The sequence below is a fragment of the Micromonospora sp. LZ34 genome (genome assembly GCF_052981855.1).
Genome location: NZ_JBRIQN010000003.1, coordinates 290,900 through 317,281, shown reverse-complemented (window position 1 = coordinate 317,281; position 26,382 = coordinate 290,900). Strand labels below are relative to the sequence as shown.

27 protein-coding genes and 1 riboswitch are annotated in these 26,382 nt (G+C 74.2%); of the genes, 12 read left to right on the top strand and 15 right to left on the bottom strand.

Features of this window, described 5'->3' with window-relative positions; translation table 11 throughout:
* Positions 1-4: 4 nt before the first annotated feature.
* Both ACVCAH_RS05835 and ACVCAH_RS05830 read right to left on the bottom strand, forming a co-directional pair.
* The gene (locus ACVCAH_RS05835) at positions 5-379 is read right to left on the bottom strand and encodes a VOC family protein (RefSeq protein WP_447134987.1); all 375 of its coding nucleotides are present in this window, start codon (positions 377-379) and stop codon (positions 5-7) included.
* A 317-nt stretch (positions 380-696) separates the two neighbouring features.
* Complete coding sequence (locus ACVCAH_RS05830; RefSeq protein ID WP_447134986.1) at positions 697-1,593, bottom strand: bifunctional 5,10-methylenetetrahydrofolate dehydrogenase/5,10-methenyltetrahydrofolate cyclohydrolase; 897 nt, start codon at positions 1,591-1,593, stop codon at positions 697-699.
* An 11-nt stretch (positions 1,594-1,604) separates the two neighbouring features.
* Positions 1,605-1,687, bottom strand: a riboswitch (ZMP/ZTP riboswitch).
* A gap of 141 nt (positions 1,688-1,828) precedes the next feature.
* On the opposite strand from ACVCAH_RS05830, the gene ACVCAH_RS05825 reads away from it, so the two are divergent.
* Positions 1,829-2,176 (top strand): YciI family protein, encoded by a 348-nt coding sequence (locus ACVCAH_RS05825; RefSeq protein WP_447134985.1) that lies wholly within the window; start codon positions 1,829-1,831, stop codon positions 2,174-2,176.
* Positions 2,169-3,392: an RNA polymerase sigma factor gene (locus ACVCAH_RS05820; protein WP_447134984.1), complete on the top strand. Its 1,224-nt coding sequence runs from the start codon at positions 2,169-2,171 to the stop codon at positions 3,390-3,392. The genes ACVCAH_RS05825 and ACVCAH_RS05820 overlap by 8 nt, the downstream gene beginning before the upstream one ends.
* A 54-nt stretch (positions 3,393-3,446) precedes the next feature.
* Here ACVCAH_RS05820 and ACVCAH_RS05815 read toward each other — a convergent pair whose 3' ends face one another.
* Positions 3,447-4,235: an aminoglycoside N(3)-acetyltransferase gene (locus tag ACVCAH_RS05815; protein ID WP_447134983.1), complete on the bottom strand. Its 789-nt coding sequence runs from the start codon at positions 4,233-4,235 to the stop codon at positions 3,447-3,449.
* A 122-nt stretch (positions 4,236-4,357) separates the two neighbouring features.
* Between ACVCAH_RS05815 and ACVCAH_RS05810 the strand changes: the two genes are divergently transcribed.
* Complete coding sequence (locus ACVCAH_RS05810) at positions 4,358-5,245, top strand: LLM class flavin-dependent oxidoreductase (RefSeq protein ID WP_447135051.1); 888 nt, start codon at positions 4,358-4,360, stop codon at positions 5,243-5,245.
* A 36-nt stretch (positions 5,246-5,281) separates the two neighbouring features.
* On the opposite strand, the gene ACVCAH_RS05805 is transcribed toward ACVCAH_RS05810, so the two are convergent.
* Positions 5,282-5,713, bottom strand: coding sequence for an ASCH domain-containing protein (locus ACVCAH_RS05805; protein WP_447134982.1), 432 nt, complete (start codon positions 5,711-5,713; stop codon positions 5,282-5,284).
* A gap of 104 nt (positions 5,714-5,817) precedes the next feature.
* Between ACVCAH_RS05805 and ACVCAH_RS05800 the strand changes: the two genes are divergently transcribed.
* Positions 5,818-6,348 carry an alpha/beta hydrolase gene (locus ACVCAH_RS05800; protein WP_447134981.1) on the top strand — a complete coding sequence of 177 codons (531 nt, stop codon included), beginning with the start codon at positions 5,818-5,820 and terminating at the stop codon, positions 6,346-6,348.
* 35 nt (positions 6,349-6,383) lie between these two features.
* Here ACVCAH_RS05800 and ACVCAH_RS05795 read toward each other — a convergent pair whose 3' ends face one another.
* Positions 6,384-6,935 carry a phosphoribosyltransferase family protein gene (locus ACVCAH_RS05795; protein WP_447134980.1) on the bottom strand — a complete coding sequence of 184 codons (552 nt, stop codon included), beginning with the start codon at positions 6,933-6,935 and terminating at the stop codon, positions 6,384-6,386.
* 197 nt (positions 6,936-7,132) lie between these two features.
* On the opposite strand from ACVCAH_RS05795, the gene ACVCAH_RS05790 reads away from it, so the two are divergent.
* The 4 genes from ACVCAH_RS05790 to ACVCAH_RS05775 all read left to right on the top strand — a co-directional run bounded on the left by ACVCAH_RS05790 (position 7,133) and on the right by ACVCAH_RS05775 (position 11,648).
* Positions 7,133-7,750 (top strand): septal ring lytic transglycosylase RlpA family protein, encoded by a 618-nt coding sequence (locus tag ACVCAH_RS05790; RefSeq protein ID WP_447134979.1) that lies wholly within the window; start codon positions 7,133-7,135, stop codon positions 7,748-7,750.
* 100 nt (positions 7,751-7,850) lie between these two features.
* The gene (locus tag ACVCAH_RS05785; RefSeq protein WP_447134978.1) at positions 7,851-8,978 is read left to right on the top strand and encodes a PP2C family protein-serine/threonine phosphatase; all 1,128 of its coding nucleotides are present in this window, start codon (positions 7,851-7,853) and stop codon (positions 8,976-8,978) included.
* Between the two features lie 161 nt (positions 8,979-9,139).
* The gene (locus ACVCAH_RS05780) at positions 9,140-10,996 is read left to right on the top strand and encodes an acyl-CoA dehydrogenase (RefSeq protein WP_447134977.1); all 1,857 of its coding nucleotides are present in this window, start codon (positions 9,140-9,142) and stop codon (positions 10,994-10,996) included.
* A 382-nt stretch (positions 10,997-11,378) separates the two neighbouring features.
* A complete protein-coding gene (locus ACVCAH_RS05775) occupies positions 11,379-11,648 on the top strand; it encodes a DUF6458 family protein (protein WP_155329506.1) in 270 nt (89 codons plus the stop codon).
* Positions 11,649-11,804: 156 nt separating this feature from the next.
* Here the strand turns inward: ACVCAH_RS05775 and ACVCAH_RS05770 are convergent, their stop codons facing one another.
* A complete protein-coding gene (locus ACVCAH_RS05770) occupies positions 11,805-12,344 on the bottom strand; it encodes a SixA phosphatase family protein (RefSeq protein ID WP_447134976.1) in 540 nt (179 codons plus the stop codon).
* 114 nt (positions 12,345-12,458) lie between these two features.
* On the opposite strand from ACVCAH_RS05770, the gene ACVCAH_RS05765 reads away from it, so the two are divergent.
* Positions 12,459-12,746: a DUF6458 family protein gene (locus ACVCAH_RS05765; protein ID WP_447134975.1), complete on the top strand. Its 288-nt coding sequence runs from the start codon at positions 12,459-12,461 to the stop codon at positions 12,744-12,746.
* A 65-nt stretch (positions 12,747-12,811) separates the two neighbouring features.
* Here the strand turns inward: ACVCAH_RS05765 and trhA are convergent, their stop codons facing one another.
* Complete coding sequence (gene trhA / locus ACVCAH_RS05760) at positions 12,812-13,489, bottom strand: PAQR family membrane homeostasis protein TrhA (RefSeq protein ID WP_447134974.1); 678 nt, start codon at positions 13,487-13,489, stop codon at positions 12,812-12,814.
* A 109-nt stretch (positions 13,490-13,598) separates the two neighbouring features.
* On the opposite strand from trhA, the gene ACVCAH_RS05755 reads away from it, so the two are divergent.
* The 3 genes from ACVCAH_RS05755 to ACVCAH_RS05745 are packed head-to-tail and all read left to right on the top strand — an operon-like array spanning position 13,599 to position 15,797.
* Positions 13,599-14,210 (top strand): 5-oxoprolinase subunit B family protein, encoded by a 612-nt coding sequence (locus tag ACVCAH_RS05755; RefSeq protein ID WP_447134973.1) that lies wholly within the window; start codon positions 13,599-13,601, stop codon positions 14,208-14,210.
* The gene (locus tag ACVCAH_RS05750) at positions 14,207-15,064 is read left to right on the top strand and encodes a 5-oxoprolinase subunit C family protein (RefSeq protein WP_447134972.1); all 858 of its coding nucleotides are present in this window, start codon (positions 14,207-14,209) and stop codon (positions 15,062-15,064) included. The genes ACVCAH_RS05755 and ACVCAH_RS05750 overlap by 4 nt, the downstream gene beginning before the upstream one ends.
* The gene (locus ACVCAH_RS05745; protein WP_447134971.1) at positions 15,048-15,797 is read left to right on the top strand and encodes a LamB/YcsF family protein; all 750 of its coding nucleotides are present in this window, start codon (positions 15,048-15,050) and stop codon (positions 15,795-15,797) included. The genes ACVCAH_RS05750 and ACVCAH_RS05745 overlap by 17 nt, the downstream gene beginning before the upstream one ends.
* A gap of 20 nt (positions 15,798-15,817) precedes the next feature.
* On the opposite strand, the gene ACVCAH_RS05740 is transcribed toward ACVCAH_RS05745, so the two are convergent.
* From ACVCAH_RS05740 to pdhA, 8 genes are all read right to left on the bottom strand, one after another.
* Positions 15,818-17,650, bottom strand: coding sequence for an NHL domain-containing thioredoxin family protein (locus tag ACVCAH_RS05740; protein WP_447134970.1), 1,833 nt, complete (start codon positions 17,648-17,650; stop codon positions 15,818-15,820).
* A 187-nt stretch (positions 17,651-17,837) separates the two neighbouring features.
* Positions 17,838-18,593 carry a recombinase family protein gene (locus ACVCAH_RS05735; RefSeq protein WP_447134969.1) on the bottom strand — a complete coding sequence of 252 codons (756 nt, stop codon included), beginning with the start codon at positions 18,591-18,593 and terminating at the stop codon, positions 17,838-17,840.
* Positions 18,594-18,643: 50 nt separating this feature from the next.
* On the bottom strand, positions 18,644-18,871 hold the full coding sequence (locus ACVCAH_RS05730) for a hypothetical protein (protein ID WP_447134968.1): 228 nt from the start codon (positions 18,869-18,871) through the stop codon (positions 18,644-18,646).
* A 154-nt stretch (positions 18,872-19,025) separates the two neighbouring features.
* Complete coding sequence (locus tag ACVCAH_RS05725) at positions 19,026-21,656, bottom strand: LppU/SCO3897 family protein (RefSeq protein WP_447134967.1); 2,631 nt, start codon at positions 21,654-21,656, stop codon at positions 19,026-19,028.
* Positions 21,657-22,005: 349 nt separating this feature from the next.
* Positions 22,006-22,143, bottom strand: a complete 138-nt coding sequence (locus ACVCAH_RS05720; RefSeq protein ID WP_447134966.1) for a hypothetical protein — start codon at positions 22,141-22,143, stop codon at positions 22,006-22,008.
* A 219-nt stretch (positions 22,144-22,362) separates the two neighbouring features.
* On the bottom strand, positions 22,363-23,835 hold the full coding sequence (locus tag ACVCAH_RS05715; RefSeq protein ID WP_447135050.1) for a dihydrolipoamide acetyltransferase family protein: 1,473 nt from the start codon (positions 23,833-23,835) through the stop codon (positions 22,363-22,365).
* A gap of 5 nt (positions 23,836-23,840) precedes the next feature.
* Entirely contained in the window at positions 23,841-24,830 is a 990-nt protein-coding gene (locus ACVCAH_RS05710; protein WP_447134965.1) for an alpha-ketoacid dehydrogenase subunit beta, read from the bottom strand.
* Positions 24,830-26,014: a pyruvate dehydrogenase (acetyl-transferring) E1 component subunit alpha gene (pdhA, locus tag ACVCAH_RS05705; protein ID WP_447134964.1), complete on the bottom strand. Its 1,185-nt coding sequence runs from the start codon at positions 26,012-26,014 to the stop codon at positions 24,830-24,832. Before pdhA ends, ACVCAH_RS05710 begins: the two co-directional genes overlap by 1 nt.
* Between the last annotated feature and the right edge of the window lie 368 nt (positions 26,015-26,382).

Here is a 26,382-nt window from a genome sequence, read left to right as displayed (position 1 = left end):
GAGCTCAGATGAACAGGCAGAACGGGTGGCCGGCCGGGTCGAGGTGCACCCGTACGTCGTCCTGGGGCTGGAAGTCCGCCAGGGTGGCGCCTGCGGCAACCGCGTGGGCCGAGGCCGCGTCGAGGTCGTCGACCTCGATGTCGAGGTGGACCATCATCGGCGGATCCTGCGGACCGGCCGGCCAGACCGGCCGTACGTAGTTGGGCTCGGTCTGGAACGACAGGCCGGCGCCGCCGTCCGGCGCGCGCAGCGTGACCCAGTCCGGCTCGTCGTCGTGGCGCGACCACCCGAGCAGGTGTTCGTAGAACGCGGCGAGCTCCCGGGCGTCGGGCGAGTCCAGCACCGTGGCGGTCAACGTCAACCGAGGCCGATCAGTCATGCCACCGTCCATACCCACATATCAGGTGCGCCACGTCGCCCGGAGGCGACAGGATGCCGTAATGGACCGGACCGTTGCAGCAGAGAGCCTGCGGGTCGGCGACTCGTGCGGCTGGACAGGCCGTACGGGACCCTGCGGGCCCGGTTGACGGCCGCGCAGCACCGAGTGCACGGCATCGCCGACCTGGCCGCGCTGGACGGCGTACGCCTCGACAGGCTGGTCCGCGCCGCGTGCCGCCCGGGCGCCGAAGTCCCTCGTCCGGCGGGTCGAGCCCTAGCCGGGCCCCTGCTGGCCGCAGGGCCCCGGCCGGTCCCGGCTCAGCCGCGCCCGCTCAGCCGCTCGGCGGCGTCGACGGCGTTGCGGAAGAGCATGGCCACGGTGGTCGGGCCGACCCCGCCGACCCGGGGCGTGATCGCGCTGGCGACCTCGGCGCACGACTCGTCGACGTCGGGCAGCAGCCGGCGGCCCTCGTACCGGACGCCGGCCCCGACCACCACCGCGCCCGGCTTGACGTGCTCCGGCTGGATGATCCCGGGTACGCCGGCGGCCGCGACCAGGATGTCGGCCCGCCGGGTGTAGCGGGACCAGTCCGGCACCCCGGTGTGGACGACGGTGACGGCGGCGTTGGCCGTGGGCCGCTTCTGCGCCAGCATGATCGACAGCGGCCGGCCGAGGGTCGCGCCGCGGCCGAGGATGACCACCTCGCGCCCGGCGACCGGAATGTCGTAGTGGGCCAGCAGCGCCTCGATGCCGGCCGGCGTGCAGGGCAGCGGGCCGGGCAGCCCGAGCGCCAGGCGCCCGATGTTGAGCGGGTGCATCCCGTCGACGTCCTTGTCCGGGTCGACGGTCTGCAACGCCCGGTCGTAGTCCAGGTGGGCGGGGACCGGGTACTGCACGAGCAGCCCGTGCACCCCCGGGTCGGCGTTGTAGCCGGCGATCACCCGGTGCAGGTCCTCCTGGGTGGCGTCGGCGGGCAGGTGGGTGTGCGGCGAGTCGAAGTCGAGTTCCGCCGCCTGGCGCTGCTTGATCCGGATGTAGCCGGCGCTGGCGTCGTCGTCGCCGACCAGCACGGTCGCGAGCGCCGGTACGACGCCCGCCCGGCGGAGGCGGGACACCCGGTCGGCCACCTCGGCGAAGACCTTGTCGGCCAGCGGCCGCCCGGAGAGCAGCCGGGCGGTGTGCGGCGTCGCGACGGTGTCGGGTGCGATGGGCATGGCTCCCCCAACGTGGGCGCCCAGGCGGTCGACTCCCACGGCGAGCTCCCCGATGGTTGGTGCCATCCCCGTGCCGCCAGTCGCGTTCCCACCCAGCTTGCCCCATCCGCCGGCGTCGCCGCCAGGCGACCCCCGGAGGTCGCCGGCCCGTCGCCGGAAAAATCTTGGTCGGCCTGTCCGGAACGGGGCCGCCCGTTCGTCACCCTGGTGAGATCACGAACCAGGGAGTGCCGAGATGAAGTACATGATGTTCGTCTGTAGCGACACCGAGCCGGACACCGACCAGGAGAACTGGCCCGACATCGAGGAGTGGGTGGCCGAGAACGACACGCGTGGCCGCCGGCTGGCCGGCGACGTGCTGGCCGAGACCTCGGCCGCCACCACGGTCCGGGTCCGCAACGGCGAGCTGCTCGTGTCGGACGGTCCGTTCGCCGAGACCAAGGAGGTGATCGTGGGCTTCGACCTGCTGGAGTGCGCCGACCTGGACGAGGCGATCGAGGTGGCGCGTACCCACCCGATGGCCCGGGCGGGTCGCATCGAGTTGCGGCCGTTCGCCGACCTGGACGACCGCCCGGGTGACTGACGCACCGACGGCCGCGACGGCGGACGCCGTCGCGGCCGCCTGCGCCGACTCGTACGCCCGGATCGTCGCCGCGCTGATCCGGGTGACCGGGGACTGGACGCTGGCCGAGGACTGCGCACAGGAGGCGCTCGCGCTCGCCCTCGAACGGTGGCCGGGTGACGGGGTGCCGGCCAACCCGGGCGGCTGGCTGATGACGGTGGCCCGCCACCGCGCGCTCGACGTGCTGCGCCGTGCCTCCGTCGAACGCCGCAAGCTGCACGACCTGGCCGTGCTCACGCTGCCCGACACCGAGCGCCCGGGCACGGAGGAAATCGTGGACGACCGGCTGCGTCTCGTCTTCACCTGCTGCCATCCGGCGCTCTCGCTGGAGGCGCGGGTGGCGCTGACGCTGCGCGTCGTCTGCGGCGTGCCGACCGCCGACATCGCGCGCGCCCTGCTGGTCGGCGAGTCGACGATGACCCGGCGGCTGACCCGGGCGAAGACCAGGATCGCCACCGCCGGCATCCCCTACCGGGTGCCGACCGGACCGATGCTCGCCGAGCGGCTCCCCGGCGTGCTCGCCGTGCTCTACCTGCTCTTCACCCGGGGGTACGACGCCGACGGCGAACCCGCGTTCGCCGACGAGGCGATCCGGCTGGCCCGCCTGCTCGACCGGCTCATGCCCGACCAGTCCGAGGTCGCCGCGCTGCTCGCGCTCTTCCTGCTCCAGCACTCCCGCCGGCACGCCCGGCGCGACCCCGACGGCAACCTGCTCACCCTGGAGCGGCAGGACCGGGCGCGCTGGGACCACGCCGCGATCGCCGAGGGCGTCGACATCCTGGCGCGGGTGCGCCCGGCCGGCCCGTACGCCCTGCAGGCCCGGATCGCCGCGTGCCACGCCACCGCCGCTTCCGCCGCGACCACCGACTGGCCGGCCATCGCCCGGGCGTACGACGAACTCGCCCGGATCCAGCCGTCCCCGGTGATCGAGCTGAACCGCGCGGTCGCGCACGGTTTCGCGGACGGCCCGGCGGCCGGGCTGGCGCTGCTGGCCGCGGCCCGCGCCGGCGGGGCGCTGGACGGCTACCCCCCGGCCGTGGCGGCCGAGGCCGAGCTGACCGCCCGCGACGGCGACCGCGGGCGGGCCGCCGCGCTGTTCCGACGGGCCGCCGCGATGTGCCGGGCGGATGCCGAGCGGCGCGCCCTGCTGGACCGCGCCGCCGAACTCTCCGCGTGAGCCGCCCCGCGACAGCGTCGGCCCGGCCGGCGGCGCGCGGGCCGCTGCGGACCGTCAGCGCCGGTGCGCGGCCATCCAGGCGGTGGCGTGGTCGACCAGGGCGGGCTGCGACATCAGCCGGGCGGTCGCCTCGCCGACCCGGCCGACCGTCACCCGCCCGGTGCCGTCGAAGTCGGCGCCCAGCCGTTCGAAGTCGCTCTCCTCCGTCACGACGTCGACCCAGGTGGTCCACCGGCTGGTGCCGTCCGGCCGGCGCACGGACGACCCGGTCGCCGCGCGCGGTGGCGCCGACTGCCGGTACTCGGCGAGGTGCAACGAGGTGTTCGAGTCGTACCCGCAGCCCAGCAGCAGCACCTTGCCGGTCAGCCGGTACACCGCGCCGAGCGGCGAGCGCTCGCCCAGCGCGTCGTCCAGCCGGTGCCCGGCCACCACCCCCGCCGCGTGCCGGCCGAGTGCGGCGAAGGAGACCTGCGGGTGGTCGCTGCGCAGCGCCCCGGGCCAGGTGCGGACCGTCTCGGCGAGGAGCCCCATGTACCGGCTGGGGGTCCGCGCCGGGTCGAAGCCGGGCGTCCGCTCCCGGATCACCGGCCACCACGCCTCCGGTACGGGCGGATGCCGCCAGCCGGCCGGGTCGGTGTTGTCCGGCGTGTGGGTCGGCACGACCAGGGTCCCCTCCGGGCCGACCGCCGCCAGCAGTGCCTGCACCACCGCCTGGGCGCCGCCGGCGACGAACCCGAGGCGCCGGTACGACGAGTGCACCAGCACCACGTCGCCGGGGGCGAGCCCGAGGACGCGCAGCTCCGACGCCAGGGTGTCCACGGTGTGCGGCGCTGACTGCTCCACGCGGCGCAGCGTACGAGACGCCGGCGGCGCCGCCCACCGGGTTTCCGGCCAACTCGCGGCACGGCCGGGAACCGCCGTGCCGGTCGTCGCGGCCGATTGGCCCGCCGCCGGCGGTTAGGCTGCTGATCATGCGGATTGGCATCGTGATCCTTCCCGACCAGCGCTGGTCCGAGTCGCAGCGCCGCTGGCGGCAGGCGGACGAGTGGGGCTTCGACCACGCCTGGACGTACGACCACCTGGGCTGGCGGGACCTGGTCGACGGGCCGTGGTTCGACTCGATGACCACGCTGACCGCCGCCGCGACGGTGACCTCCCGGATCCGGCTCGGCACGCTGGTCGCCTCGCCCAACTTCCGGCACCCGGCCGCGTTCGCCCGGCAGGTGACCGCGCTCGACGACGTCTCCGGCGGCCGGCTGCTGCTCGGCATCGGCGCGGGTGGCATCGGCTTCGACGCCACCGTGCTCGGCGGGGAGACACTGCCGCCGCGCCAGCGGGTGGACCGGTTCGGCGAATTCACCGAACTGCTCGACCTGGTGCTCCGCGAGGACGGGACGACCTGGCGCGGGGACTGGTTCGCCGCGGTGGACGCCCGGAACAACCCGGGCTGCGTCCAGACGCCCCGGGTGCCGTTCGTGGTGGCGGCGAACGGGCCCCGCTCGATGACGCTGGTGGCCCGGTTCGGTCAGGGCTGGGTCACCACCGGCACCGGCGGCGACGACCTGGACAGCTGGTGGGACGGGGTCACCGAGGTCTCCGCCCGGCTGGACACGACGCTGGCCGCGGCCGGACGCGACCCGGCCACCCTGGACCGCTACCTCTCGCTCGACTCGGCGCCGGTCTTCTCGCTGCGCAGCGCCCAGTTCTTCGCCGACCAGGTCGGCCGCGCCGCCGCGCTCGGCTTCACCGACGTGGTCACCCACTGGCCCCGGGCGAGCAGTTGGTACGCCGGCGACGAGGAGGTGCTGGTGGACGTGGCCACCCGGCTGCTACCCGAACTGCGCCGGGCCTGACCGTTCCCGACTGCCCGGTCGGCGGCGGCCCGGCGGCTACGGACCGAGGTCTCCGGTGGCGACCCCGCCCTCGCCGCCGGAGACCAGCCGGAAGCGGATGCAGACGACCTGGGTGTCGTCGGTGACGGGGGTGCCGATGCGCGCCCAGTAGGCCGCGTGGCCGGACCGCCACTCCTCGATCGAACGGTCACCCTCCCCTTCGGAGCGGGCGAAATCCCAGGGCACCTCGGCGAAGCGGACCACGTCGACGCCGGTCACCTCGACCACACCGGCCAGCGCGTCCTGGTCGTCGACGAGGACGAGCCGTTCGCCCACGTGCTCCAGTTCCTCGCCCTCCTCGGCGTACTCGGTGAGCAGGCCGGCGGTCGCCGTCTTCACCCCGGCCAGCACCAGCGTGTTCAGTTTCGTCCGCAGCTCTCCGGGGGTGCCGAGGGCGAGCGTGCGCAGTCCACCGATGCGAGGCCACATCCTGCCGAGGCTACGCTCGGGTCGGTCCGGGGTCGCGACATTTGCCGCCCACGGGCGGACCGTCCGGCGCTACGGTGGGCGGATCGACGATCAGGAGGCGGCAAATGGCGGACCGGCGTGCGGTGCTCATCCCCGGCCGAGGCTACGACACACGGTTCCCGCTCTTCCTCTACCTGGGCGAGGCGCTGCGCCGTGCCGGCTTCGCCCTGCACGCCATCTCCTGGCAGGTGCCGGAGCGGTTCGGCCCCGAGCGGGACGGGGCGGACCCGGCGGTCGACTGGGTGTCCGGGCAGGTCGCCCCGACCCTCACCGGGCGGATGGACCTGTTGGTCGGCAAGTCACTCGGCACGCTGGCCGCGCCGCTCGCCGCCGATCGGGGACTGCCCGCCGTCTGGCTCACGCCCCTGCTGCACATGCCCGAGGTGGTCGACGCGCTGCGCCGCGCCACCGCACCGTTCCTGCTGGTCGGAGGCACCGCCGACCCGTCCTGGGACGGCTCGGTCGCCCGCCGGCTCACCCCTCACCTGGTGGAGATCGAGGAGGCCGACCACGCGCTGATGGTGCCGGGCCCGCTGGCCCGCTCGGCCGAGGCGCTCGGCCAGGTCTGCACCGCCGTCGAGGAGTTCGTGCGCTGAGTTGACGCCGGCGCGCCCGGACCGCGCGGCGCCGGTCAGGCGTGCAGCGCGTCGGCGGTCACCAGGCCCCGGATCCCCAGCTCGGCGGCGACCTCGGGGGCGCAGTCGAGCACCACGGTGGCGGTGCCGACCGGGTGGGCACCCCGCGCGGCGCAGATCTCGTAGAGCGCGCGCACCTGCGCCCCGGTGGCCACCCAGTCGTCCACCACCAGCACCCGGTCGTCCCGGTCGAGGGCGCGGTCCCGGACGGCCAGGTCCACCCGCCGGCCACGGAAGTCCGGAGGGCTCTGCGCCCAGGTCAGCGGCCCGGCCGGCAGGCGGCCGTCGCCCGGTTTGTGCGCCGGCACGAAACCGACACCGAGGGCGGTCGCGGCCAGCGGACCGAGCAGGAAGCCGGTGACCGCGGGCGAGACCACCACCGTGGGTCGGGTGGCCCGGAACGGCTCCACCAGGGCCGGGCCCAGCCGGGCGAGCAGGTGCGGATCCCGCCACCAGCCGGAGACGTCGCTGACCAGGTGACTGGCGCCGGGACCGGGATCGATCCACCGGAACAGCTCGACCAGACGTTCGCTCAGCTCAGCGGGCATGGCACCCATCCTGCGGGATCGGTGCGACGCCGTGCGGGGCGGCCGGTGACCGGGCCGGGCGGCCCACCTCGGGTCGGATGATCGGCTACACGTATCACCGCAATTACGGGCATACCACAATGATCACGTTGACTTCGGAAGTGCTTCTCTCGTTACGGTCCGAGCCGGTTTGTTCAGATCAGGAAAGGACCGGTCTGGTGGCTGGTAGGCACTCCCGTACCCGCAGGTTCTCCTCGCCGGCCGGTCTCGCGGCCACCGCCGGGCTCGCCGTCGCGCTCGCCGTCGGCGGCACCGTGGGCGCCGTACGGCTCACCGCCGGCTCGGAGTCGGCGCGGCCGGCCGCCGTCGACCTCTCGCCGGTCGCCTCGCCCACCAGCGCCGCCCCCACCTCACCGAGCGCCAGCCCGTCGCCCAGCGTGACCGCGAGCCCCACGGCCACCCGGTCCCCGCAGGCGCCGTCCCGGGGCAAGCCCCGTACCGCCAGCCCGAAGCCCACCGCGACGGCGAAGAGGACCGCCACGCCCAAGGTCGTGGAGAGCGGCTCGTGCGGCGCCTCGTTCTACTCCGAGGGCCAGCTCACCGCCAACGGCGAGAACTTCAACCCGGACGCGCTGACCGCCGCGCACAAGACGCTGCCGTTCAACACCCGGGTCAGGGTGACCAACCCGGACAACGGCAAGTCCGTGACCGTACGGATCAACGACCGCGGCCCGTTCATCGAGGGACGCTGCATCGACCTGTCCCGGGCCGCGTTCGCCGAGATCGCCTCGCTGGACCTCGGGCACGTGGACGTGCGCTACGAGGTGCTCGGCTGAGCCAGTGCCGGACGGCGATCGGCCCGACGACGGGATCCGGGCGGTCAGAACCTCCTCAGTCGACGGGCCAGGTTCATTCACCCGTTCACGTCCATCAGGCATGCTGTCCTTCGTACGCACGCATCCCTTCCAGTCGGGCCGCGGCCCGCTGAGCCCCGGATCCCGCGCCGGCCTCGGCGCGGCCCTCGTCCTGCTCGCGATCGTCTCCGCGGTGGAGCTGGCGGACGGCCGCGCGGCGAACTACATCGCGCTGATGGTGGCGGCCCCGTTCCTCGCCGCGGCGCTGGCGTCCTGGCGGGTGGTGCTCGGCGTGGGCGCCGCCGCGACGGTGCTCGGGGCCAGCTTCGCGCTGGCCGAGCAGACCGTCTCGCTCGCCACCACGGTCGCGGTGGTCGGCATCGCGCTGGGCACCGGCATCGCGGCGGCGGTGGCCGCGGTACGGCAGCGGCAGGCCGAGCAGATCGCCGAGCTGTCCAAGCTGGCGGCGGTGGCCCAGCAGGCGGTGCTGCGCCCGCTCGGCCCGCAGGTCGGCACGCTTTCGGTGGCCGGCCGGTACATCTCCTCCACCGCCACGGCCGAGATCGGCGGCGACCTGTACGAGGCGATCGACACCCCGTACGGGGTGCGGATGATCATCGGCGACGTGCGGGGCAAGGGGCTGGAGGCGGTCCGGCTGGCCAGCATCGTGCTGGGCTCCTACCGGCACGTGGCGTACGAGCGGGCGGACCTGCGCGCCATCGTGGCCGACCTGGACCGGGCGGTGGCCCGCAGCGTCGGCGACGAGGACTTCGTCACCGCGGCGCTGGTCGAGGAGCGGGGCGGGACGCTCACCATCGTCAACTGCGGCCACCCGCCGCCCCTGCTGTTGCGGCGCGGCGCGGTGATCCCGCTCGAACCGCCGGCTCCGGCCCCGCCGTTGGGCTTCATGCCGGTGGTCCGGCCCCGGGTGGAGCGGCTGGAGCCGGGCGACCGGCTGCTGCTCTTCACCGACGGGCTCGGCGAGGCCCGCCGGGACGGTGAGTTCTTCCCGACCGCCGACCGGGCCTGGCGGCTGCTCGGCCACGGCACGGTCGCCGACGGGCTGGCCTCGCTGGAGACGGCGCTGGTGGAGTGGGTGCACGGCCGGCTCGACGACGACATCGCCCTGGTGCTGATGGAGTACACCGGCTCCCGGGGCGGCCCGGACGCAGCCGTGCCGAGCTGGGAGGTCGGCGCGGCCGAGGGCTGAGCGAGGGCCGCCCCGAGCCCGGCTGCGGGGACGTGACCGACAGCTGAACCGGAAGTGTGTAATCGCTGTCACTTCCGGAAGCGGGTTGTCGTCCCTACCCGCGAGTAATAGAGTCGGGGTTACTGATCGGTAACACCTGTCCGGAAGCGGGGCCAGCGAGCATGACCCACTACAAGAGCAACCTTCGGGACCTCGAGTTCAACCTCTTCGAGGTCTTCGGAGCGGACCGGGCGTTCGGCCAGGAGCCGTACTCGGATCTCGACATCGACACCGCGCGCAGCTTCCTCGCCGAGGTCGACCGCCTCGCCCGCGAGGACCTGGCCGCCAGCTACACGGACAGCGACCGCAACCCACCGGTCTTCGACCCGGCCGCGCACACCGCGCCGCTGCCGGAGTCGTTCAAGAAGTCGTACCGGGCCTTCATGGAGTCCGAGTTCTGGCGGCTCGACCTCCCGCCGGAGCTGGACGGCACGAACGCCCCGCGGGCCCTGTGGTGGGCGCTCGCCGAACTGGTCCTCGGCTCGAACGCCCCGGTCTGGATGTACGCCTCCGGCCCGTCCTTCGCGCACGTGCTGCACGTCGAAGGCACCGAGCAGCAGAAGAAGTGGGCCAAGCTCTTCATCGACAAGCAGTGGGGCTCCACCATGGTGCTCACCGAGCCGGACGCCGGCTCGGACGTGGGCGCCGGTCGCACCCGGGCCATCCCGCAGCCGGACGGCTCGTGGCACATCGAGGGCGTGAAGCGCTTCATCACCTCTGGCGAGCACGACCTGACCGACAACATCGTGCACTACGTGCTGGCCCGTCCGGTCGGCGTCGAGGGCGTGGGCGGCCCGGGCACCAAGGGCCTGTCGCTCTTCGTGGTGCCGAAGTACCACTTCGACGAGGAGACCGGCGAGCTTGGCGAGCGCAACGGCGTCTTCGCCACCAACGTCGAGCACAAGATGGGCATCAAGGTCTCGAACACCTGCGAGATGACCTTCGGCGAGCACGGCGTGCCGGCCAAGGGCTGGCTGCTGGGCGACAAGCACGACGGCATCCGGCAGATGTTCATGATCATCGAGTACGCCCGGATGATGGTCGGCACCAAGGCCATCGCCACCCTCTCCACCGGCTACCTGAACGCCCTCGAGTACGCCAAGAACCGGGTGCAGGGCGCCGACCTCGTCCAGCAGGCCGACAAGACCGCGCCGCGGGTGACCATCACCCACCACCCGGACGTGCGCCGCTCGCTGCTGCTGCAGAAGTCGTACGCCGAGGGTCTGCGCGCGCTGGTCCTCTACACCGCCTCCTGGCAGGACAAGGTCGCCATCGCCGAGGCGGCCGGCGACGAGAAGGCCACGAAGCTGGCCAAGCGGGTCAACGACCTGCTGCTGCCGCTGGTCAAGGGCGTCGGTTCGGAGCGGGCGTACGAGCTGCTCGGCCACGAGTCGCTGCAGACCTTCGGCGGCTCCGGCTTCCTCCAGGACTACCCGCTGGAGCAGTACGTCCGGGACGCCAAGATCGACACCCTCTACGAGGGCACCACCGCGATCCAGAGCCTGGACCTGATCTTCCGGAAGATCGTCCGGGACAACGGCAAGGCCCTGATGGCGGTGGCCGGCGAGATCCAGGAGTTCATCACCACCGAGGGCGGCAACGGCCAGCTCAAGGAGGAGCGGCAGGCGCTGGGCAAGGCGCTCGCCGAGATCCAGAACATCCTCGGCGTGATGACCGGCTGGCTGGGCGAGGCCCAGGGCGGCGACACCCGGGCCCTCTACAAGGTCGGCCTGAGCAGCCGCCGGTTCCTGCTGGCGATCGGCGACCTGGTGGTCGGCTGGCTGCTCCAGCGGCAGGCCGACGTGGCGCTGCGGGCGCTGAACGGCGAGGTGTCCGCGGCCGACAAGGCGTTCTACACCGGCAAGGTGGCCGCCGCCCGGTTCTTCGCCCGCGAGGTGCTGCCCCGCATCGGCGCCGACCGGCGGATCATCGAGGGCGCCGACCTGGAGATCATGGACCTCCCGGAGGAGGCCTTCTGAGGCACGCCGTGCCGCGCCCCGGCGCGGCCGGTGCGACCCGGCACTGACCCCGGCATCGACGGCCGGCGGGCACCAGCCCGCCGGCCGTCGGCGTCTTCGCGTCGGAGGCGGCCGACAGTCGCTCCTGATCGCCCGTTGAAGGCCCGGATGCCCGGTTCGGCTCCCGCCGGGTGGTTCGCTGGTCGCCCTGGATGATTACGGATCGTGCAGGGGGGACCCGGGGTGTGTCCGTCACGCTGCGCCGTCGGCGAGCGCTCGCCGACGGCGCTGCTCACGGCTATTCGAGGACGTCGGGCCGGATAGTGCTCGGGCCTCGCGGGTAACCGTCGCGGGACCACGTCAGAGGACGCCCAGAGCCACCGCACGGGGGAGTGCAGCGCACATGGGCATTGGTAGCGGGATCTTCCTGATCGCCGTCGGTGCGATCCTGACCTTCGCCATCAGGGCCAACGTCTGGTGGCTCGACCTGCGCGCGGTCGGCTGGGTGTTCATCCTGGCCGGGCTGGCCGTACTGCTCACCACGCTCTGGTTCTGGCAGGACCGCCGCAAGCGGGCGCGGACGCTGATCGTGGAGGAGAACCGGCTGTCGCATCCGACCGCGATGATGCCGCCCCCACCCGATCCGCCGCCGCCGACCGCGCCGCCCTCCTGAGCCGGCCGGCAGACACCTGACGGCAAGCCCTCCTGAACGCCGCCACCAGCGGCCCCGAGCCACCCGCCGAGCACCGGGCGGGTGGCTCGTCCACGTCCACGCACCGGGCCAGCTCGCCCACGCATCCGGCGGAGTCGCCCCGCGGCGTCGACCGGCTCAGCCGCGGGCGGTGTGCCGGTCGGCGATCGCGGCCGAACCCCGGCCCAACTCCGCCCACGGCGCGCCGGTCCGGTGCACCACCAGGTCGCTGGTGCGCAGCCCGTCCTGCTCCGCCCGCACCGGGTCGAGCAGCGCGGAGAAGAGCGAGACGCCCGGGTTGTGGGCGACCAGCAGCACCGTCCGGGCGGCCGGGTCCACCCGTCGTACCAGGGCCAGCAGGTCCTCCGGCTGCGCCTCGTAGGCGTCGGCTTCGTAGTGGACCGCGGGGGCGGGGCCGGCCGGACCGCCCTCCGGTGGGGTGCCGGTCATGCCCATCGCCACCTGGTGCCAGGTCTGCCGGGTACGCCGCGCGGCCGAGCAGATCACCACGTCCGGCAGCAGGCCGTGCCGGGCCAGCCAGGCGCCGGCCGCGGCGGCGTCGGCCCGCCCACGTGCGGACAACGGGCGGTTGACGTCCGGCCCGTCCTCGTCGGGCGGCTCGGCCTTCGAGTGCCGGAGCAGCACCAGCGTCCGTTCCTCGGCGTGCGCGTCCGTCATGTCCACAGCTTGCCCGATTGGCGATCACAGCGCCGGGGTAAGTCGATGGATGCCGCAACCTCACCGATGGCCGCGGCGGAGGGAAACGCCAGCTACAGCCGAGGAGGCGACGAAATGGGCATTGGTGGCAGCATCTTCCTGATCGCACTGGGTGCGATCTTCGCGTTCGCCGTGCAGGCGGATCTGGGCTGGCTCGACCTGAGCGTCGTCGGCTGGGTGCTGATGCTCGCCGGGGTCGCCGGCCTGCTCGTCACCCTCTACGTCTGGAACTCGCGGCGGCGCACCGTGGTCGCCACCCCCGCCCGGGAGGACCGGGTGGTCGCCGAGCGGGTCGTGCCGGTGCAGGACGACCGGGTCGTGCAGGAGTACCGCGAGGTGCGCCGGCCGGGCCGGACGGTCTGAGGGCTCCACGCCAACCCCTCGTCCGGGGGCTCCGCCACCTGGCGGGGCCCCCGGTGTGCGTCCGCCTAGGCGAAGAGCGCGAAGTAGATGGCGATGTGGTGGCAGATCGCGGCGAGCAGGGTGCAGGCGTGGAAGAACTCGTGGTGACCGAAGACGGTGGGCCACGGGTTGGGTCGGCGTAGCGCGTAGAAGACGGCGCCGGCGCTGTAGCTGGCGCCGCCGACGATCAGCAGCACCAGCGCGGCCACTCCGCCCTCGTGCAGGATGTCCGGCAGCATCGCGACCGACACCCACCCGAGGGCCAGGTAGAGCGGCGCGGAGACCCAGCGGGGCGCGTGCGGCCAGACCAGCTTGAGGGCCACCCCGGCCAGGGCGCCACCCCAGACCAGCGACAGCATGATCACGGCCGGCCGGAAGTCCAGCAGCAGCACACAGAACGGCGTGTAGGTGCCGGCGATGAACAAGAAGATCATCGAGTGGTCCAGCCGGCGCATGAGCTGGTAGCCGCGCTCCGACCACACCCGACGGTGGTAGAGGGCGCTGGTGCCGAAGAGCCCGCACACCGTCAGGCTGTAGACGAGGCAGCTGGCCAGCGGCGCCCAGCCGGGCCGGGTGGCGGCGATCGAGCAGAGCACGATCCCGCAGACGAGCGCGACGAAGAACGCGTAGGTGTGCAGCCAGCCGCGCATCCGGGGTTTACCGATGTCGACCGGCTTGAGCCGAAGCGGTGCGGAGGTGGTCACGCCAACAGGTTACGGCACCGTAGGTTACTTGTTGGTAGTGTGACCGGTCACTCCCTGGCGGGAGCCGGCACCCTCCCGCCGTCCGGCCCGGATCCGCGAGGATGACGGGATGCGGATCCGACCCGTCGGGGCGCACGCCCTGCTGCTCGACTGCGACCACCCCGACCAGGTGGAGGGGTGGCGGGCCGAGCTGTGGCGCCGACGGGACCGCGGCGAGCTGGCCGCCGTCGAGATCGTGCCGGCGGCCGCCACCGTCCTGCTCGACGGCGTGCCCGACCCGGCGGCGACCGCCGCGCTGATCGCCGGCTGGACCCCGCGACCGGCCACCACCACGGCCGCCGCCGCGCCGGTCGAGGTCCCGGTGACGTACGACGGGGAGGACCTGCCCGTCGTCGCCGGCCACTGGGGCCTGGACGTGCCGGCGGTGGTGCGGCGGCTGCGGGAGACCGAGTTCCGGGTGGCCTTCTGCGGCTTCGCGCCCGGGTTCGCGTACCTGACCGGGCTGCCGGCCGAGCTGGCCGTGCCCCGGCTGCCCACTCCCCGCCCCCGGGTGCCGGCCGGCTCGGTCGCCCTGGCCGGCCCGTACGCCGGGATCTACCCGAGCGCGTCACCGGGCGGCTGGCTGCTGGTCGGGCGCACCGGGATGGCCCTCTTCGACGTGCGGGCCGATCCGCCGGCCCGGCTCACCCCCGGCACCGAGGTGCGCCTGGTGGCCGGATGACCGCGGCGGTCGAGGTGCTCCGGGCCGGTGCGCTCACCACCGTGCAGGACCTGGGCCGGCCCGGCTGGGCGCACCTCGGCGTACCCCGGTCCGGCGCGCTCGACCCGGCGGCGCTGCGGCTGGCCAACCGGCTGGTCGGCAACCCGGAGTCGGCGGCCGGCCTGGAGATCACGCTGACCGGCTGCGACCTCCGGTTCACCCGGGCCGCCACGGTCGCGGTGACGGGCGCCGGCACTGCCGTCCGGGTCGCCGGGCGCCCCGGCGACGTGGGCCGGCCGCTGTCGCTGCCGGCGGGCGCGGTGCTGCGGATCGGTCCGCCCCCCGACGGGCTGCGCAACTGGCTCGCGGTCGGCGGCGGGATCGCCGTCGAACCGGTGCTCGGCAGCCGGTCCACCGACACCCTCTCCGGGCTCGGCCCGCCGCCGCTGCGCGACGGGGACCGGCTGCCGCTGGGCACCCCGCTCGGGCCACCCGCCCCGGTGGACCTGACCGTCGGCCCGCCCGCCCCGGACGAACTGCGGCTGACACTGCGGCTCGGCCCCCGGCACGACTGGTTCACTCCGGCGGCGCTGGACCTGCTGCTCCGCACGGCGTACGCGGTGAGCCCGCTGAGCAACCGGGTCGGCGCGCGGCTCACCGGCGCGCCGCTGCCCCGCGCGGTGGCCGCGGAACTGCCCAGCGAAGGGCTCGTCCTCGGCGCGGTGCAGGTGCCGCCGGATGGCCAGCCGCTGGTCTTCCTCGCCGACCATCCGACCACCGGCGGGTACCCGGTCGTCGGGGTGGTGGACGACGTGACCCCGCTCGCGCAGGCCCGGCCAGGCACTACGGTGACATTTCATGGACCTCAACGCTGACCTCGGCGAGGGTTTCGGCATCTGGCGGCTCGGTGACGACGAGGCGCTGCTGAGTCTGGTCACCTCCGCCAACGTCGCCTGCGGCTTCCACGGCGGCGACCCGTCCACCATGCGCCGGGTCTGCGCCGCGGCCGTCCAGCGGGGAGTCGCGATCGGCGCCCAGGTCGGCTACCGGGACCTCGCCGGGTTCGGCCGCCGGCACATCGCGTACGCCTTCTCCGACCTGCGCGACGAGGTCACCTACCAGCTCGGCGCCCTGGACGCGTTCTGCCGGGCGTTCCGCACCCGGGTCCGCTACCTCAAGCCGCACGGCGCGCTCTACCACGCCGCGGCCCGCGACGAGTCACAGGCCGCGGCGCTGGTCGCCGCGGTCAGCGAGTACGACCACGACCTCCCGGTGCTCTGCTCGCCCGGCTCGGTGCTCGCCCAGCTCGCGGTCGGCGCCGGGCTGCGGGCGGTGGCCGAGGGGTTCGCCGACCGGGGCTACCTGCCGAACGGCTCGCTGGTGCCGCGCACCGCCTTCGGTGCGCTGATCACCGACCCGGAGGAGGTGGCCGCCCGGGCCGTCCGGATGGCCACCGAGCGCACCGTCGTGGCCATCGACGGCACCGTGATCCCGTGCCAGGTGGAGTCGATCTGCCTGCACGGCGACAAACCCGGTGCGGTGGCCGCCGCCGAGCTGGTCCGCGCCGCCCTGATCGACGCCGGGGTCACGCTCGAGCCGTTCGCCTGACCCAGGTCCCTCGCCCGGGGTCAGCTGTCGAGGCCGCGGAGGACCAGGGGGAGGCGGGTGGCGGCGCCGTCGACCACCCGGACCGGCACGCCCCAGTCCTGGCGGGTCAGGTGGCAGGCCGCGTGCTCGACGTCGGCGTCGCAGGTCGCCGCCTGCGCGGTCACCTGGAGCACACCGCCGCCGACGTCGCCGTTGACCACCAGCCGGCGGGACAGCTCGGTGCCGGTGCCCGCCCCCTCGACCAGCAGCTCCGGCGGGGAGGCCGAGACCACCAGCCGGGTGGACGGGCCGTACGTCTCGTCCAGCTTCTGCCCCGGCGCGGGGGTGAAGATGACGTCCAGCGTCAGCTCGCCGGCCGCGACGTCGGTCGGCTGCCGCTCGGCGCGGTGCCGGGGGCCGTCCACCGTGCTCGCCCCGGCGGCGGTGAGCGCACCCGGAGCCAACCGGGTCAGACGGTGCGCGGCGGACTCCACCACCAGCACCTCGCCCTCCGGGGTGAGCACCAGGTCGCTCGGCTCGGCGAGCCCGTCGGCGACGGTGGAGACCTGGTCGCTCGCCGGGTCGTAGCGGCGGACGGCGCCGTTGTAGGTGTCGGCGATCAGCACCGAGCCGTCCGGCAGCGCGCAGACCCCGAGCGGGTGCTGGAGCAGCGCCGAAGCGGCCGGCCCGTCAACGTGGCCGAAGTCGAAGAGGCCCTGGCCGACGGCGGTGCCCAGGACGCCGCCCTCGACGTAGCGGATGGCGCTGGTCTCGCTGTCGGCGACCCAGAGCCGGGTGCCGTCGGCGGAGACGGAGAGGCCGGAGGGCTGGGCCATCCAGGCGTCGGCCAGCGGGCCGTCGCGCAGCGCCTCGACGGTGGTGCCCGCGTACATGCCGGCGGTCCGCTTCACCGGGTCGAACCACCAGAGCTGGTGGATGCCGGCCATCGCGACGACCACCTTGTCGTCGTACCAGGCCAGGTCCCAGGGGGAGGAGAGGTCCACGGCCAGCGCGTCGTGGGCGTGGTCGTCGACCGTGGCGCGCCACTGCCGCCCGGTGCCGGCCACGGTGACCACCTCGCCGGTGGCCAGGCGTACGCCGCGCAGCAGGTGGTTGACGGTGTCCGCGACGACCAGGTCGTAGCCGGCCAGCTCGGCGACGTGCGTGGGGAGCAGGCAGAGCCCCTGCGGCTCGGAGAACCCGGCGGCCTCGGCCGGACCGTCGGCCCGGCCGCGGCTGCCCGAGCCGATCCGGCGGACCAGCGTCTCGCCGTCCGGCGCCAGCTCGGCCAGCGAGTGCCGGGCCGAATCCGAGACCAGCAGGTTGCCGTTCTCCAGCAGCACCGCCTTGCCGGGGAAGCGCAGCGTGGTCTCCGGCTCGGCCGGCGGCACGTACGGGCCGTCGCCGCGGTGCAGGGTGCCCTTGGCCTCGTGGGTGGCGATCAGCTCGTCGATCAGCCGGGCCAGCCCTTCGGCGTGCCCCTCGCCGGCCATGGTGGCCACCACGTAGCCCTCAGGGTCGATCACCGACAGGGTCGGCCAGGCCCGGGCCGCGTACTGCTGCCACATGCCGAGTTCCGGGTCGTCGAGCACCGGGTGGTGCACGCCGTACCGCTCGACCGCCGCCGCGAGGGCGTCCGCGTCCTTCTCGTGCTCGAACTTCGGTGAGTGCACGCCGATCACGACGAGCACGTCGCCGTACTTCTCCTCCAGCGGGCGCAGCTCGTCGAGTACGTGCAGGCAGTTGATACAGCAGAAGGTCCAGAAGTCTAGAACGGTTATACGACCTCGAAGGTCGGCCAAGCTGAGGGTCTTCCCGCCGGTGTTCAACCACCCGCGACCTCGGAGCTCGGGCGCTCGCACGCGTGCACTCATAGGCCCATCCTGCCGCACAAGCGGCGACCATCCGGCCCGACGTGGCGCAGGCAACGGCACGCGGGAGGCGGCCTCGCCGAGCACCAGCGACGCCGAGGCGGTGCGGTAGCGGCCGTCGCGGAGGCGGTACACCTCCGGCGGGCCGACCGGGCGCGAGAGGTCACCGACGCCGACGATCGCGGTCCGCTCAGCGTTGCGCCGCTCGCGGACGGCCTCGACGCGCCGGACGGTCACAGCGGCCGGCGTCGAGCGGACGACAACGGCCGGGTAGGCGTCGTCGCCGACAAGGATGGTCGCGGCGGTGCCGACGGTCGGCGCGGTGCGAGACGGCGTCGTCGGTCTCGGCGGTCGGCGCGGTGAAGCCGGCGCAGCCCTTGCCGTTGCCGTACGCGCCGCAGCGGTAGACCTTCTTTCCGACGGCTCCGCTCTGAACGGTTCCTGCGCCACAGTCGGTGCAGCGGAGTACCTCGCCGAGCATTGCGCCCGTGCGCCGGACGAAGCCGGACTCGCGGACGACGGTCGTCGAACGCTCCTCGAGCGAGCGCAGGATGCGGGCGCGCTCGTCGGGCGTGATCACGCCCTCGCCGACGCTGACGGTCTGCCCGTGCTCGTCGCGATAGACCTCGGCCGTGTGCCGCCATCGGCCGGATGGCGTCTTCTCACGGATCGACTGCAGGCCGGCGAAGCCGGGCGAGCGGACCATCGCAGAGACGCTGCCGACGCCCCACGTCCTGTCACGCGGCGACGGCACGCCCTCGGCGTTGAGCCGCTTTGTGACGGCCCAGAACGTCGAGCCGGTGAGTAGCTCGTCGGCGATGCGCCGGGCGACCGGGTAGGCCTCCGCGTCGTGCGCGAGCTTGCCGTCGGCGATACACAGGCCGTACGGGGCTGCCCCTCCGAGCCGTACGCCCTCGGCGCGGCGGTATTTCTTCGCGCGGCTCACGCGCCGGGAGAGGTTCTCGACCTCCTCGCGGGCGAGCTCGGCGCGGATGGTCAGCTCGAGCCGCCGGCGCGGGTCGCCGGATCGTCGGTGCCGTCCGCGCCGACGATCCGGCGAGAGCCGTCGGCGTGCTCGTCAAGCAGCTTCCCGACCTCGACTAGAGCGCGGCGCAACGGGACGGGTCGAGCGGCCCGTGCATGGCGGTCATGAGCGCGAAGGTAGCAGAGGTCGTTAGACCATGCGGTACGCCATAAGCCGGCAATGACGATCTTGCCGCTCATATCGCAGTCTGCCGGACGGCACCCGTTGTTTCGGCCCGTACCCCGGGCGGGCTCGGTCACATCCGGCCCGCGGACGGCCAGGTCGCGTCCGGGCCGGAAAACGGCGGCGGGGCCACGGTCACCCGTGGCCCCGCCGCCGGTCGTGTCCGTGCGGTTACTGCCCGGCCGGCTTCAGGCAGAGCACCCGGTTGGGCCCGTCGCCGGCGAGCACGACGTGCGGCTGCGCCGGGTCGCACTTCTCCTTGGCGTCCACCTTGGAGACGATGGTGAAGGCGCCGGCTTCGCCGCAGTCGACCTCGGCGGCGCCGGTGCCCGCCTGTTTGACGCAGGTGCCCACCTCGTAGGCCGGTGCCGGCTCGTCACCGCCGACCTTGCCGAGCAGCGTCAGCAGGCCCAGCGGCACGGCCAGGATCAGCACGGCGGCGACCAGCACGGCGGCGAGCACCCGGCCGTTGCGCACCTTGGGGGTGGGCGCCTCGGTCTTCGGCTCCGCCTCCGGCTTGAACGTGTCGAACCGGTTCTGCTCCGCCGGAGCCTGGTCCCAGGACGGGCCGGCCGGCTGCTGCGGAGGCGGCGGGAACGACGGTGGGAAGCCGCCACCCGGGGCCGCACCGGAAGTGGGGACGGGACCGTAACCGGGCGGGGCACCCACCGCGGCGCCACCGACTGCGGCACCACCGCCGGCCGGAGCGCCGAAGTGGTCGGCCGGACCGCCGAAGTGGTCGGCCGGACGGTCGGCGCCGGGGTGTGGCCGCACCCCGTTCACCGGCCGGTTGTTCGCCGGCGCGTCGACGAAGGAGGGCATCCCGGGCGGGAACGCCGGCGGCGGCGCCGGGGAGGCCGGTGTCACCGGCGCGGCACCGGCGAAGCCGTTCGGGCCGGCTGCGCGCCGGTCGTCGAAGCCGTTCGGCCCGACCGGCGACCGGTCGTCGAAGCGCGGCTCCGGCGCCTGGTCGAACCGGGGCGGCGGGGCGTGCTCGGGCCGGGACGCGTCCTGCTCGACCGGCTCCGGCTCGTCCGACTGCTCCGGGCGGGCCGGCCGGCCGTACACCCGGGGCTGCGGCGTGGGCGTACCGGTCGGGCGCAGCGCCTGGTCGGTCGGGGGCATCACCCGGCTGGCCAGCGGCACCGAGGCGCTCGCCGAGACGGCGCCGGCCGCGGGCTCGGCCGCCTCCGGGGAGGTACGCGGGGTGGGCACCACCGGACCGGCCGGGGACTGCGGCTCCTCGTGCCGCGATCCGGCCGGCCCCCAACCCGGCTGATCCCGCTCGTACGCCGGCGCGCCGCCGTCCCGGGCGGACTGCTCCGCGTAGGCCGGCTGCTCCGGGGCGAACTGGGCGGGCGGAGAGTAGTCGGCCGGCGGCGCGGCGGCCAGGCTGGCGCCCGGCACCCGCTGCTCCTGCGGGGGCAGCGGCACGGCGTTGGCCGGCGAGATGCCGGGCCCGGGGGCGGGCTGGTAGACGGGGGGCTGCTCGGGCCGGTCGGTCTCCCGGTCGTTGCCGCCCCGGGCCGGCTCGGCCCCGGCTCGGCCCCACGCCTCGGCGGCGTCCCACGGCTCGACGTTCGGGATGCTCGGCGTGCGGGAGGGCAGGTCGACGTCCGGGCCGGCCGGCCGGTCGGCACCGTTCCACTGCGGCGGCTGCCCGGCATCCGGGGACCAGGCTTGCGGTCCGCCGTCGCCGGGCACGGACGCGGTGGCCCGCGCCGGTGGGGTGGAGGTCGACTCGGCCGGCGTCCAGCCGTGCTGTTCCGGCCGGTCGGCGGGCGGCGGCGCGGTGGTGGCACCCCACCCGCCGGGCTCGTCGGGTGCCGGGTCGTCGGCAGGGCCATCCCAGGCGCCGCCCGGGCGCTGCTCGGCGGGAGCCTCCCAGCCGGCCGGGGACCGGTCGTCCGGCGCTCCCCAGTCGGCCTGCCGCGGCTGCTCGTCCTGCTGCGTGCCGGCCCAGCCGCCGGAGCGGGCCGGGTCGTCCTGCTGCGGCGCGGCGGCCCAGTCGGGCTGCCGGGGGTGGTCGTCCTGCTGCCCGGTGGCCCAGCCGCCGGACTGCTCCGGCCGCGGCTCGGCGTTCCAGCCGGCCGAGGGGGCCGGCTCGTCCTGCCCGGCCCAGGCCGGCGCGGCCGGCGGCACCTGCGCGGCACCCCGGGCGGCCGGCTCGGGCTGCGCCCAGGCGGGCTGCTCGTCCTGGTGCGTGCCGGCCCAGCCGCCGGAGCGGGCCGGGTCGTCCTGCTGCGGCGCGGCGGCCCAGTCGGGCTGCTGCGGGCGGTCGTCCTGCCGGGCGGGGTCGGTGTGCCAGCCGCCGGACTGCGCCGATTCCTGGCCGGCGGTGCCGCCGTCGTGGGCGGGCCAGGCGTCGGGGGCCGGGACCTGGGCGGCGCCGCGGGCGGCCGGGCCGGGCTGTGCCCAGGCCGGGGCCGACTGCTCGCCCTGCGGCCACCCGGGCTGCTCCGGGGAGCCGCCGGCGGCCCAGGGCTGCTGGCCGGGCTGCTCACCCTGGGCGTGCCAGCCGGGCTGTGCGTCACCGGGCGGGTTCCAGGCGCCCGGTTCGCCCTGCTGCGGCGGCTGGGCGGTGCCGCGGGCGTGCTGCGGCTGTTCGTGGGACGCGGGCCAGGCCGGAGCGGGCGGGCCCGGCTGCGCGGGGGGTGGCGGCGCCCAGCCCAGGTCGGGCGTGGCCACGCCGTATCCGGTGTGCTGCTGCGCCGGCCGGTCGCCGTACGGCGCCGGTCCGCCGGCGCCCGGCGACACCTCGTCCGGCTCCTGGCCGGGGTGGTGCGGGCCCTCGGACGTCATGCGTGCGCCTCCTCCATCACATGTCGGCCGCCGGTGCCGATCGGTCTGCTCGGCAGGGCTGCCGGCGTCGCCGGCGGTACCGGCCGTGCCGGCTCCCCGCACCGTATCCGGTGGCGGCCCAGGGGCGCCCGGGGAGCACTCGGTCGTCACTCCGCGTCGCCGTACGGTGTCGAGCAGCTTCTATCGGCCCGACCCGGTCCGGGTCGACGGGCGATGACCGAGCCCCACCGTACCGGGCGCTGCGGCGAGGTGGAATCCCGGTGCCGAGGGGTGTGAAACGCCGATGACCCGCCCGGCGGACCGGGCGGGTCATCGATCTGGAGGAGGTGAGGAAAGTCGTGGAGCGTCGTCAGCTCATGTGACGCTGGGCGATGGCGAGGATCTCGTTGCGGACCGCGGGCGAGTTGGCCGAGCGCAGCGCGTGCTCGATGGCACGGGCGCGGCGGTGGGCGTCGCGGCGGTTCCGGATTCGGTCGATCATGCTCATGGCGGTCTCCTCCTGGCTATTCGGTTGTCAGCCCGTCGTGTCTCTATTGAACCGCAGAACGCCGCCAACTTCCATCGATTCTTAGGTGAGCTGAGACACCTGCCTAACAATCAAAGGTTGGCGGGCGCTCTCGCCGACGTTTCCGTTTCCCTAACGGTCACGGCCGGTGTGCCGGGCGTCAACCCCGGGCACACCGGCCGTGGCCTGGTGTCGGAACGGTCAGGTCCAGGCGAGCAGCGCCGCCTCCGGGTCGGCCAGGAAGTCACCGACGTCGCGCAGGAACTTCGAGCCGAGCTCGCCGTCGATGATCCGGTGGTCGAACGACAGGCCCAGCGTGGTGACCTGGCGCGGGCGGACCTTGCCCTTGTGCACCCAGGGCATCTCGCGGACCGCGCCGAAGGCCAGGATCGCCGACTCGCCCGGCGGCAGGATCGGCGTGCCGGTGTCCACCCCGAACACCCCGACGTTGGTGATGGTCAGGGTGCCGCCGGACATGTCGGCCGGCGAGGTGCGGCCGGCCTTCGCCGTCTGCACCAGGTCGGTCATCGCGTCCGCCAGCTCGCGCAGCGAGAGCCGGCCGGCGTCCTTGATGTTCGGCACGATCAGCCCCCGCTCGGTGGCCGCCGCGATGCCCAGGTTGACGTACTCCTTGACCACGATCTCGTCGCCGGCCCAGGTGGAGTTCACCATCGGGTGCCGCTGGACCGCCAGCAGCACCGCCTTGGCCACCAGCAGCAGCGGCGAGACGCGCACGTCCCGCCACTCCCGCCGGTTGCGCAGCCGGTCCAGGGCCTTCATCGACCGGGTCATGTCGACGGTCAGGAACTCCGTCACGTGCGGCGCGGTGAACGCCGACCGGACCATGTTCTCGGCGGTGAGCTTGCGTACCCCCTTGACCGGGATGCGCTGCTCGCGGTCCGCGCCGAAGCTCGCGGCCGCGCTGGCCGGCCGCGTCGCCGCGACCGGCTCGGCCGCCGCCGTGGCGTCGGCCGCCGCCCGCTGCACGTCCTCCCGGGTGATCGAGCCCAGCGGGCCCGACCCGGTCAGGGTGGCGAGGTCGACGCCCAGGTCCTTGGCGAGCTTGCGCACCGGCGGCTTGGCCAGCACCAGCCCGCCGGGGGCGGCGCCGGGGTGGCCGTTGCGGCCGGCGGGCGGGGTGGCCTCGACCGGCGCGGGCGGCGCCGGCTGCACCGGCGCCGCGGCGGCCGTGGCCGGCTGGGCCTGCGCCGGGACGTCGCCCTTTCGCGGGCGGCGCTTTGCGGCGGTGGTACGCGGGCCGTAGCCGACCAGCACGGCGGTCCGGCCGCCCGGGGCGGGACCGCCGATCAGGCCCGGCTCGACCATGCCCTCGGCGGGCGCCACCTCGACCGCGGCCAGCGAGGCCGCCGACGGGGTGGGCAGGTCGCCGGTCGACGGCGCGTCCGGCGTCTCCACCGGCCCGGCGCCCGGGTCGGTGTCGATCGCGATGATCGGGGTGCCGACCTCCACCGTGGTGCCCTCCGGGTGGAAGATCGCCTGCACCCGGCCGGCCCACTTCGCCGGGATCTCCACGGCCGCCTTGGCCGTCTCCACCTCGACGATGGGCTGGTTCAGCTCGATGGTGTCGCCCACCTTGACCAGCCAGCTGAGGATCTCGCCCTCGGTGAGACCCTCGCCCAGGTCGGGCAGGTTGAACTCCTTGATCCGGGACATGCCGATCACCAGCCGAAGGTGCGGTCGACGGCGTCGAGCACCCGGTCGAGGTCGGGCAGGTACTCCTCCTCCACCCGGGCGGCCGGGTAGGGGGTGTCGAAGCCGGTCACCCGCAGCACCGGGGACTCCAGGGAGTAGAAGCACTCCTCGGTGATCCGGGCTGCCAGCTCCGCGCCGAGACCGACGTTGGACGGCGCCTCGTGCACCACCACGGCTCGGCCGGTGCGCTTGACCGACTCGTACACCATGCCGAGGTCGAGCGGCGAGAGCGTGCGCAGGTCGATGACCTCCAGCTCCCGGCCGTCCTCGGCGGCGGCGGTCGCCGCGTCCAGGCAGGTGCGCACCATCGGCCCGTACGCCAGCAGGGTGACGTCGGTGCCGGGCCGGACCACCCGGGAGGCGTGCAGCGGGTACGCGTCGGCCAGCGGCGCGTCCAGCTCCACCGGACCCTTCTCCCAGTAGCGCCGTTTCGGCTCCAGGAAGACGATCGGGTCGTCCGAGGCGATGGCCTGCTGGATCATCACGTAGGCGTCCTGCGGGTTGGCGCAGGAGACGACCTTCAGGCCGGCGGTGTGCGCGAAGTACGCCTCGGGCGACTCCGAGTGGTGCTCCACCGCGCCGATGCCGCCGCCGAACGGGATCCGGATCACCATCGGGATCCGCAGCTTGCCGCGCGAGCGGTAGTGCATCTTCGCCACCTGCGACACGATCTGGTCGTACGCCGGGTAGACGAAGCCGTCGAACTGGATCTCGCAGACCGGGCGGTAGCCGCGGATGGCGAGGCCGATCGCGGTGCCGATGATGCCGGACTCGGCGAGCGGGGTGTCGATCACCCGCTGGTCGCCGAAGTCCTTCTGCAGCCCGTCGGTGATCCGGAAGACGCCGCCGAGCTTGCCGACGTCCTCGCCCATGATGACGACCTTCGGGTCGTTCTCCAGGGCCCTGCGCAGGCCGGTGTTGAGGGCCTTGCCGAGGGTGAGCGTCTCCGTGGCCATCAGTGCGCGCTCCCCTCGAACGACTCCAGGTACTTGCTGAACTGCTCCCGCTGCTCGTCGAGCAGGGGGGACCCGTTGGGGTAGACGTGGTCGAACAGGGTGGCCGGCTCCGGGTTCGGCATCGCCAGCACCCGCTCGCGCAGGTGCACCGACTCGCGGCGGGCCTGCTCGTCGACGTCGGCGAAGAAGTCCGCGTCGGCCAGCTGCTGCTTGGTCAGGAACGCCTTCATCCGGGCGATCGGGTCCTTGGCCTGCCACGCCTCGACCTCGCTGGCGATCCGGTACCGGGTCGGGTCGTCGGAGGTGGTGTGCGCGCCCATCCGGTAGGTGTACGCCTCGATCAGGCTGGGGCCCTGCCCGTGCCGGGCGTTGTCCAGCGCGGTCCGGGTGACCGCGTACGTGGCCAGCACGTCGTTGCCGTCCACCCGGATGCCGGGGAAGCCGAAGCCGGCGGCCCGCTGGTAGAGCGGGATGCGCGTCTGCCGCTCCAGCGGCTCGGAGATGGCGTACTGGTTGTTCTGGCAGAAGAAGACCATCGGCGCGTTGAAGACGCCGGCCCAGACGAACGCCTCGTTCACGTCGCCCTGGCTGGTGGCGCCGTCGCCGAAGTAGGCAATCACCGCCTCGCCGTCGTCGGTGCCGGTCTTGCCGTCCATGGCGATGCCCATGGCGTACCCGGTCGCGTGCAGGGTCTGCGCCCCGATCACGATCGTGTACATGTTGAACTTGAACTCGTTCGGGTCCCAGCCGCCCTGGTCGACGCCGCGGAACAGGCCGAGCGGCATGATCGGGTCGATGCCCCGGCAGTAGAGCACGCCGTGCTCGCGGTAGGTCGGGAAGGCCATGTCCTGCGTACGCAGGGCCCGGCCGGAGCCGACCTGGGCCGCCTCCTGGCCCAGCAGGCTCGCCCAGATGCCCAGCTCACCCTGCCGCTGCAGGGCGGTGGCCTCGGCGTCCAGCTTCCGTACCAGCACCAGGTCGCGGTAGAGCCCGCGGTACTCCTCGTCGGTGAAGTCGACGCGGTACTCGATGCCGTCCGGCCCGGTCACGCTCTCGATCCGCTCACCCTCCGGGGTGAGCAGCTGCACCAGTTCCGGGTCGCCGGCCGTGCCGGCCCCGGCCTTCTTCGACCGGGGTGCGGCCCGCCGGCCGCGGGTGGTGACCCCGGGGTCGCCCTTTGCCATCCGTCTCTCCCTGTCATGTCTGCGTCGGCACCGGGGGGTCACCCGGCCGCGCAACTCGTGCGCCTGTCCGGCTGGTGCCGGACGGGTTCCTGGCGGCCGCGCCTAGCCCCGGTGGGGGTTGCCGCGCGGCGTGAGCCGGATTCTTGGCCGAACCCGGTTCGGGAGCGCCGGCGTCGAGCCGCGCCTGCCGCGAGGGTGCGCGGAGGTCGCGGCTGCGTTGCCGTCGTGGTCCATATTCGCATCAAGGGTGAGCGGGCCCACAGTACGCCCGCCCCGCACCCACGTGGCCGCCCACTTCGTTACACAGATCGCCCGGTGTCGCATCCATCGCCGCCCGACCGATCCGGCGATGGTTCGTCACCGTTCGG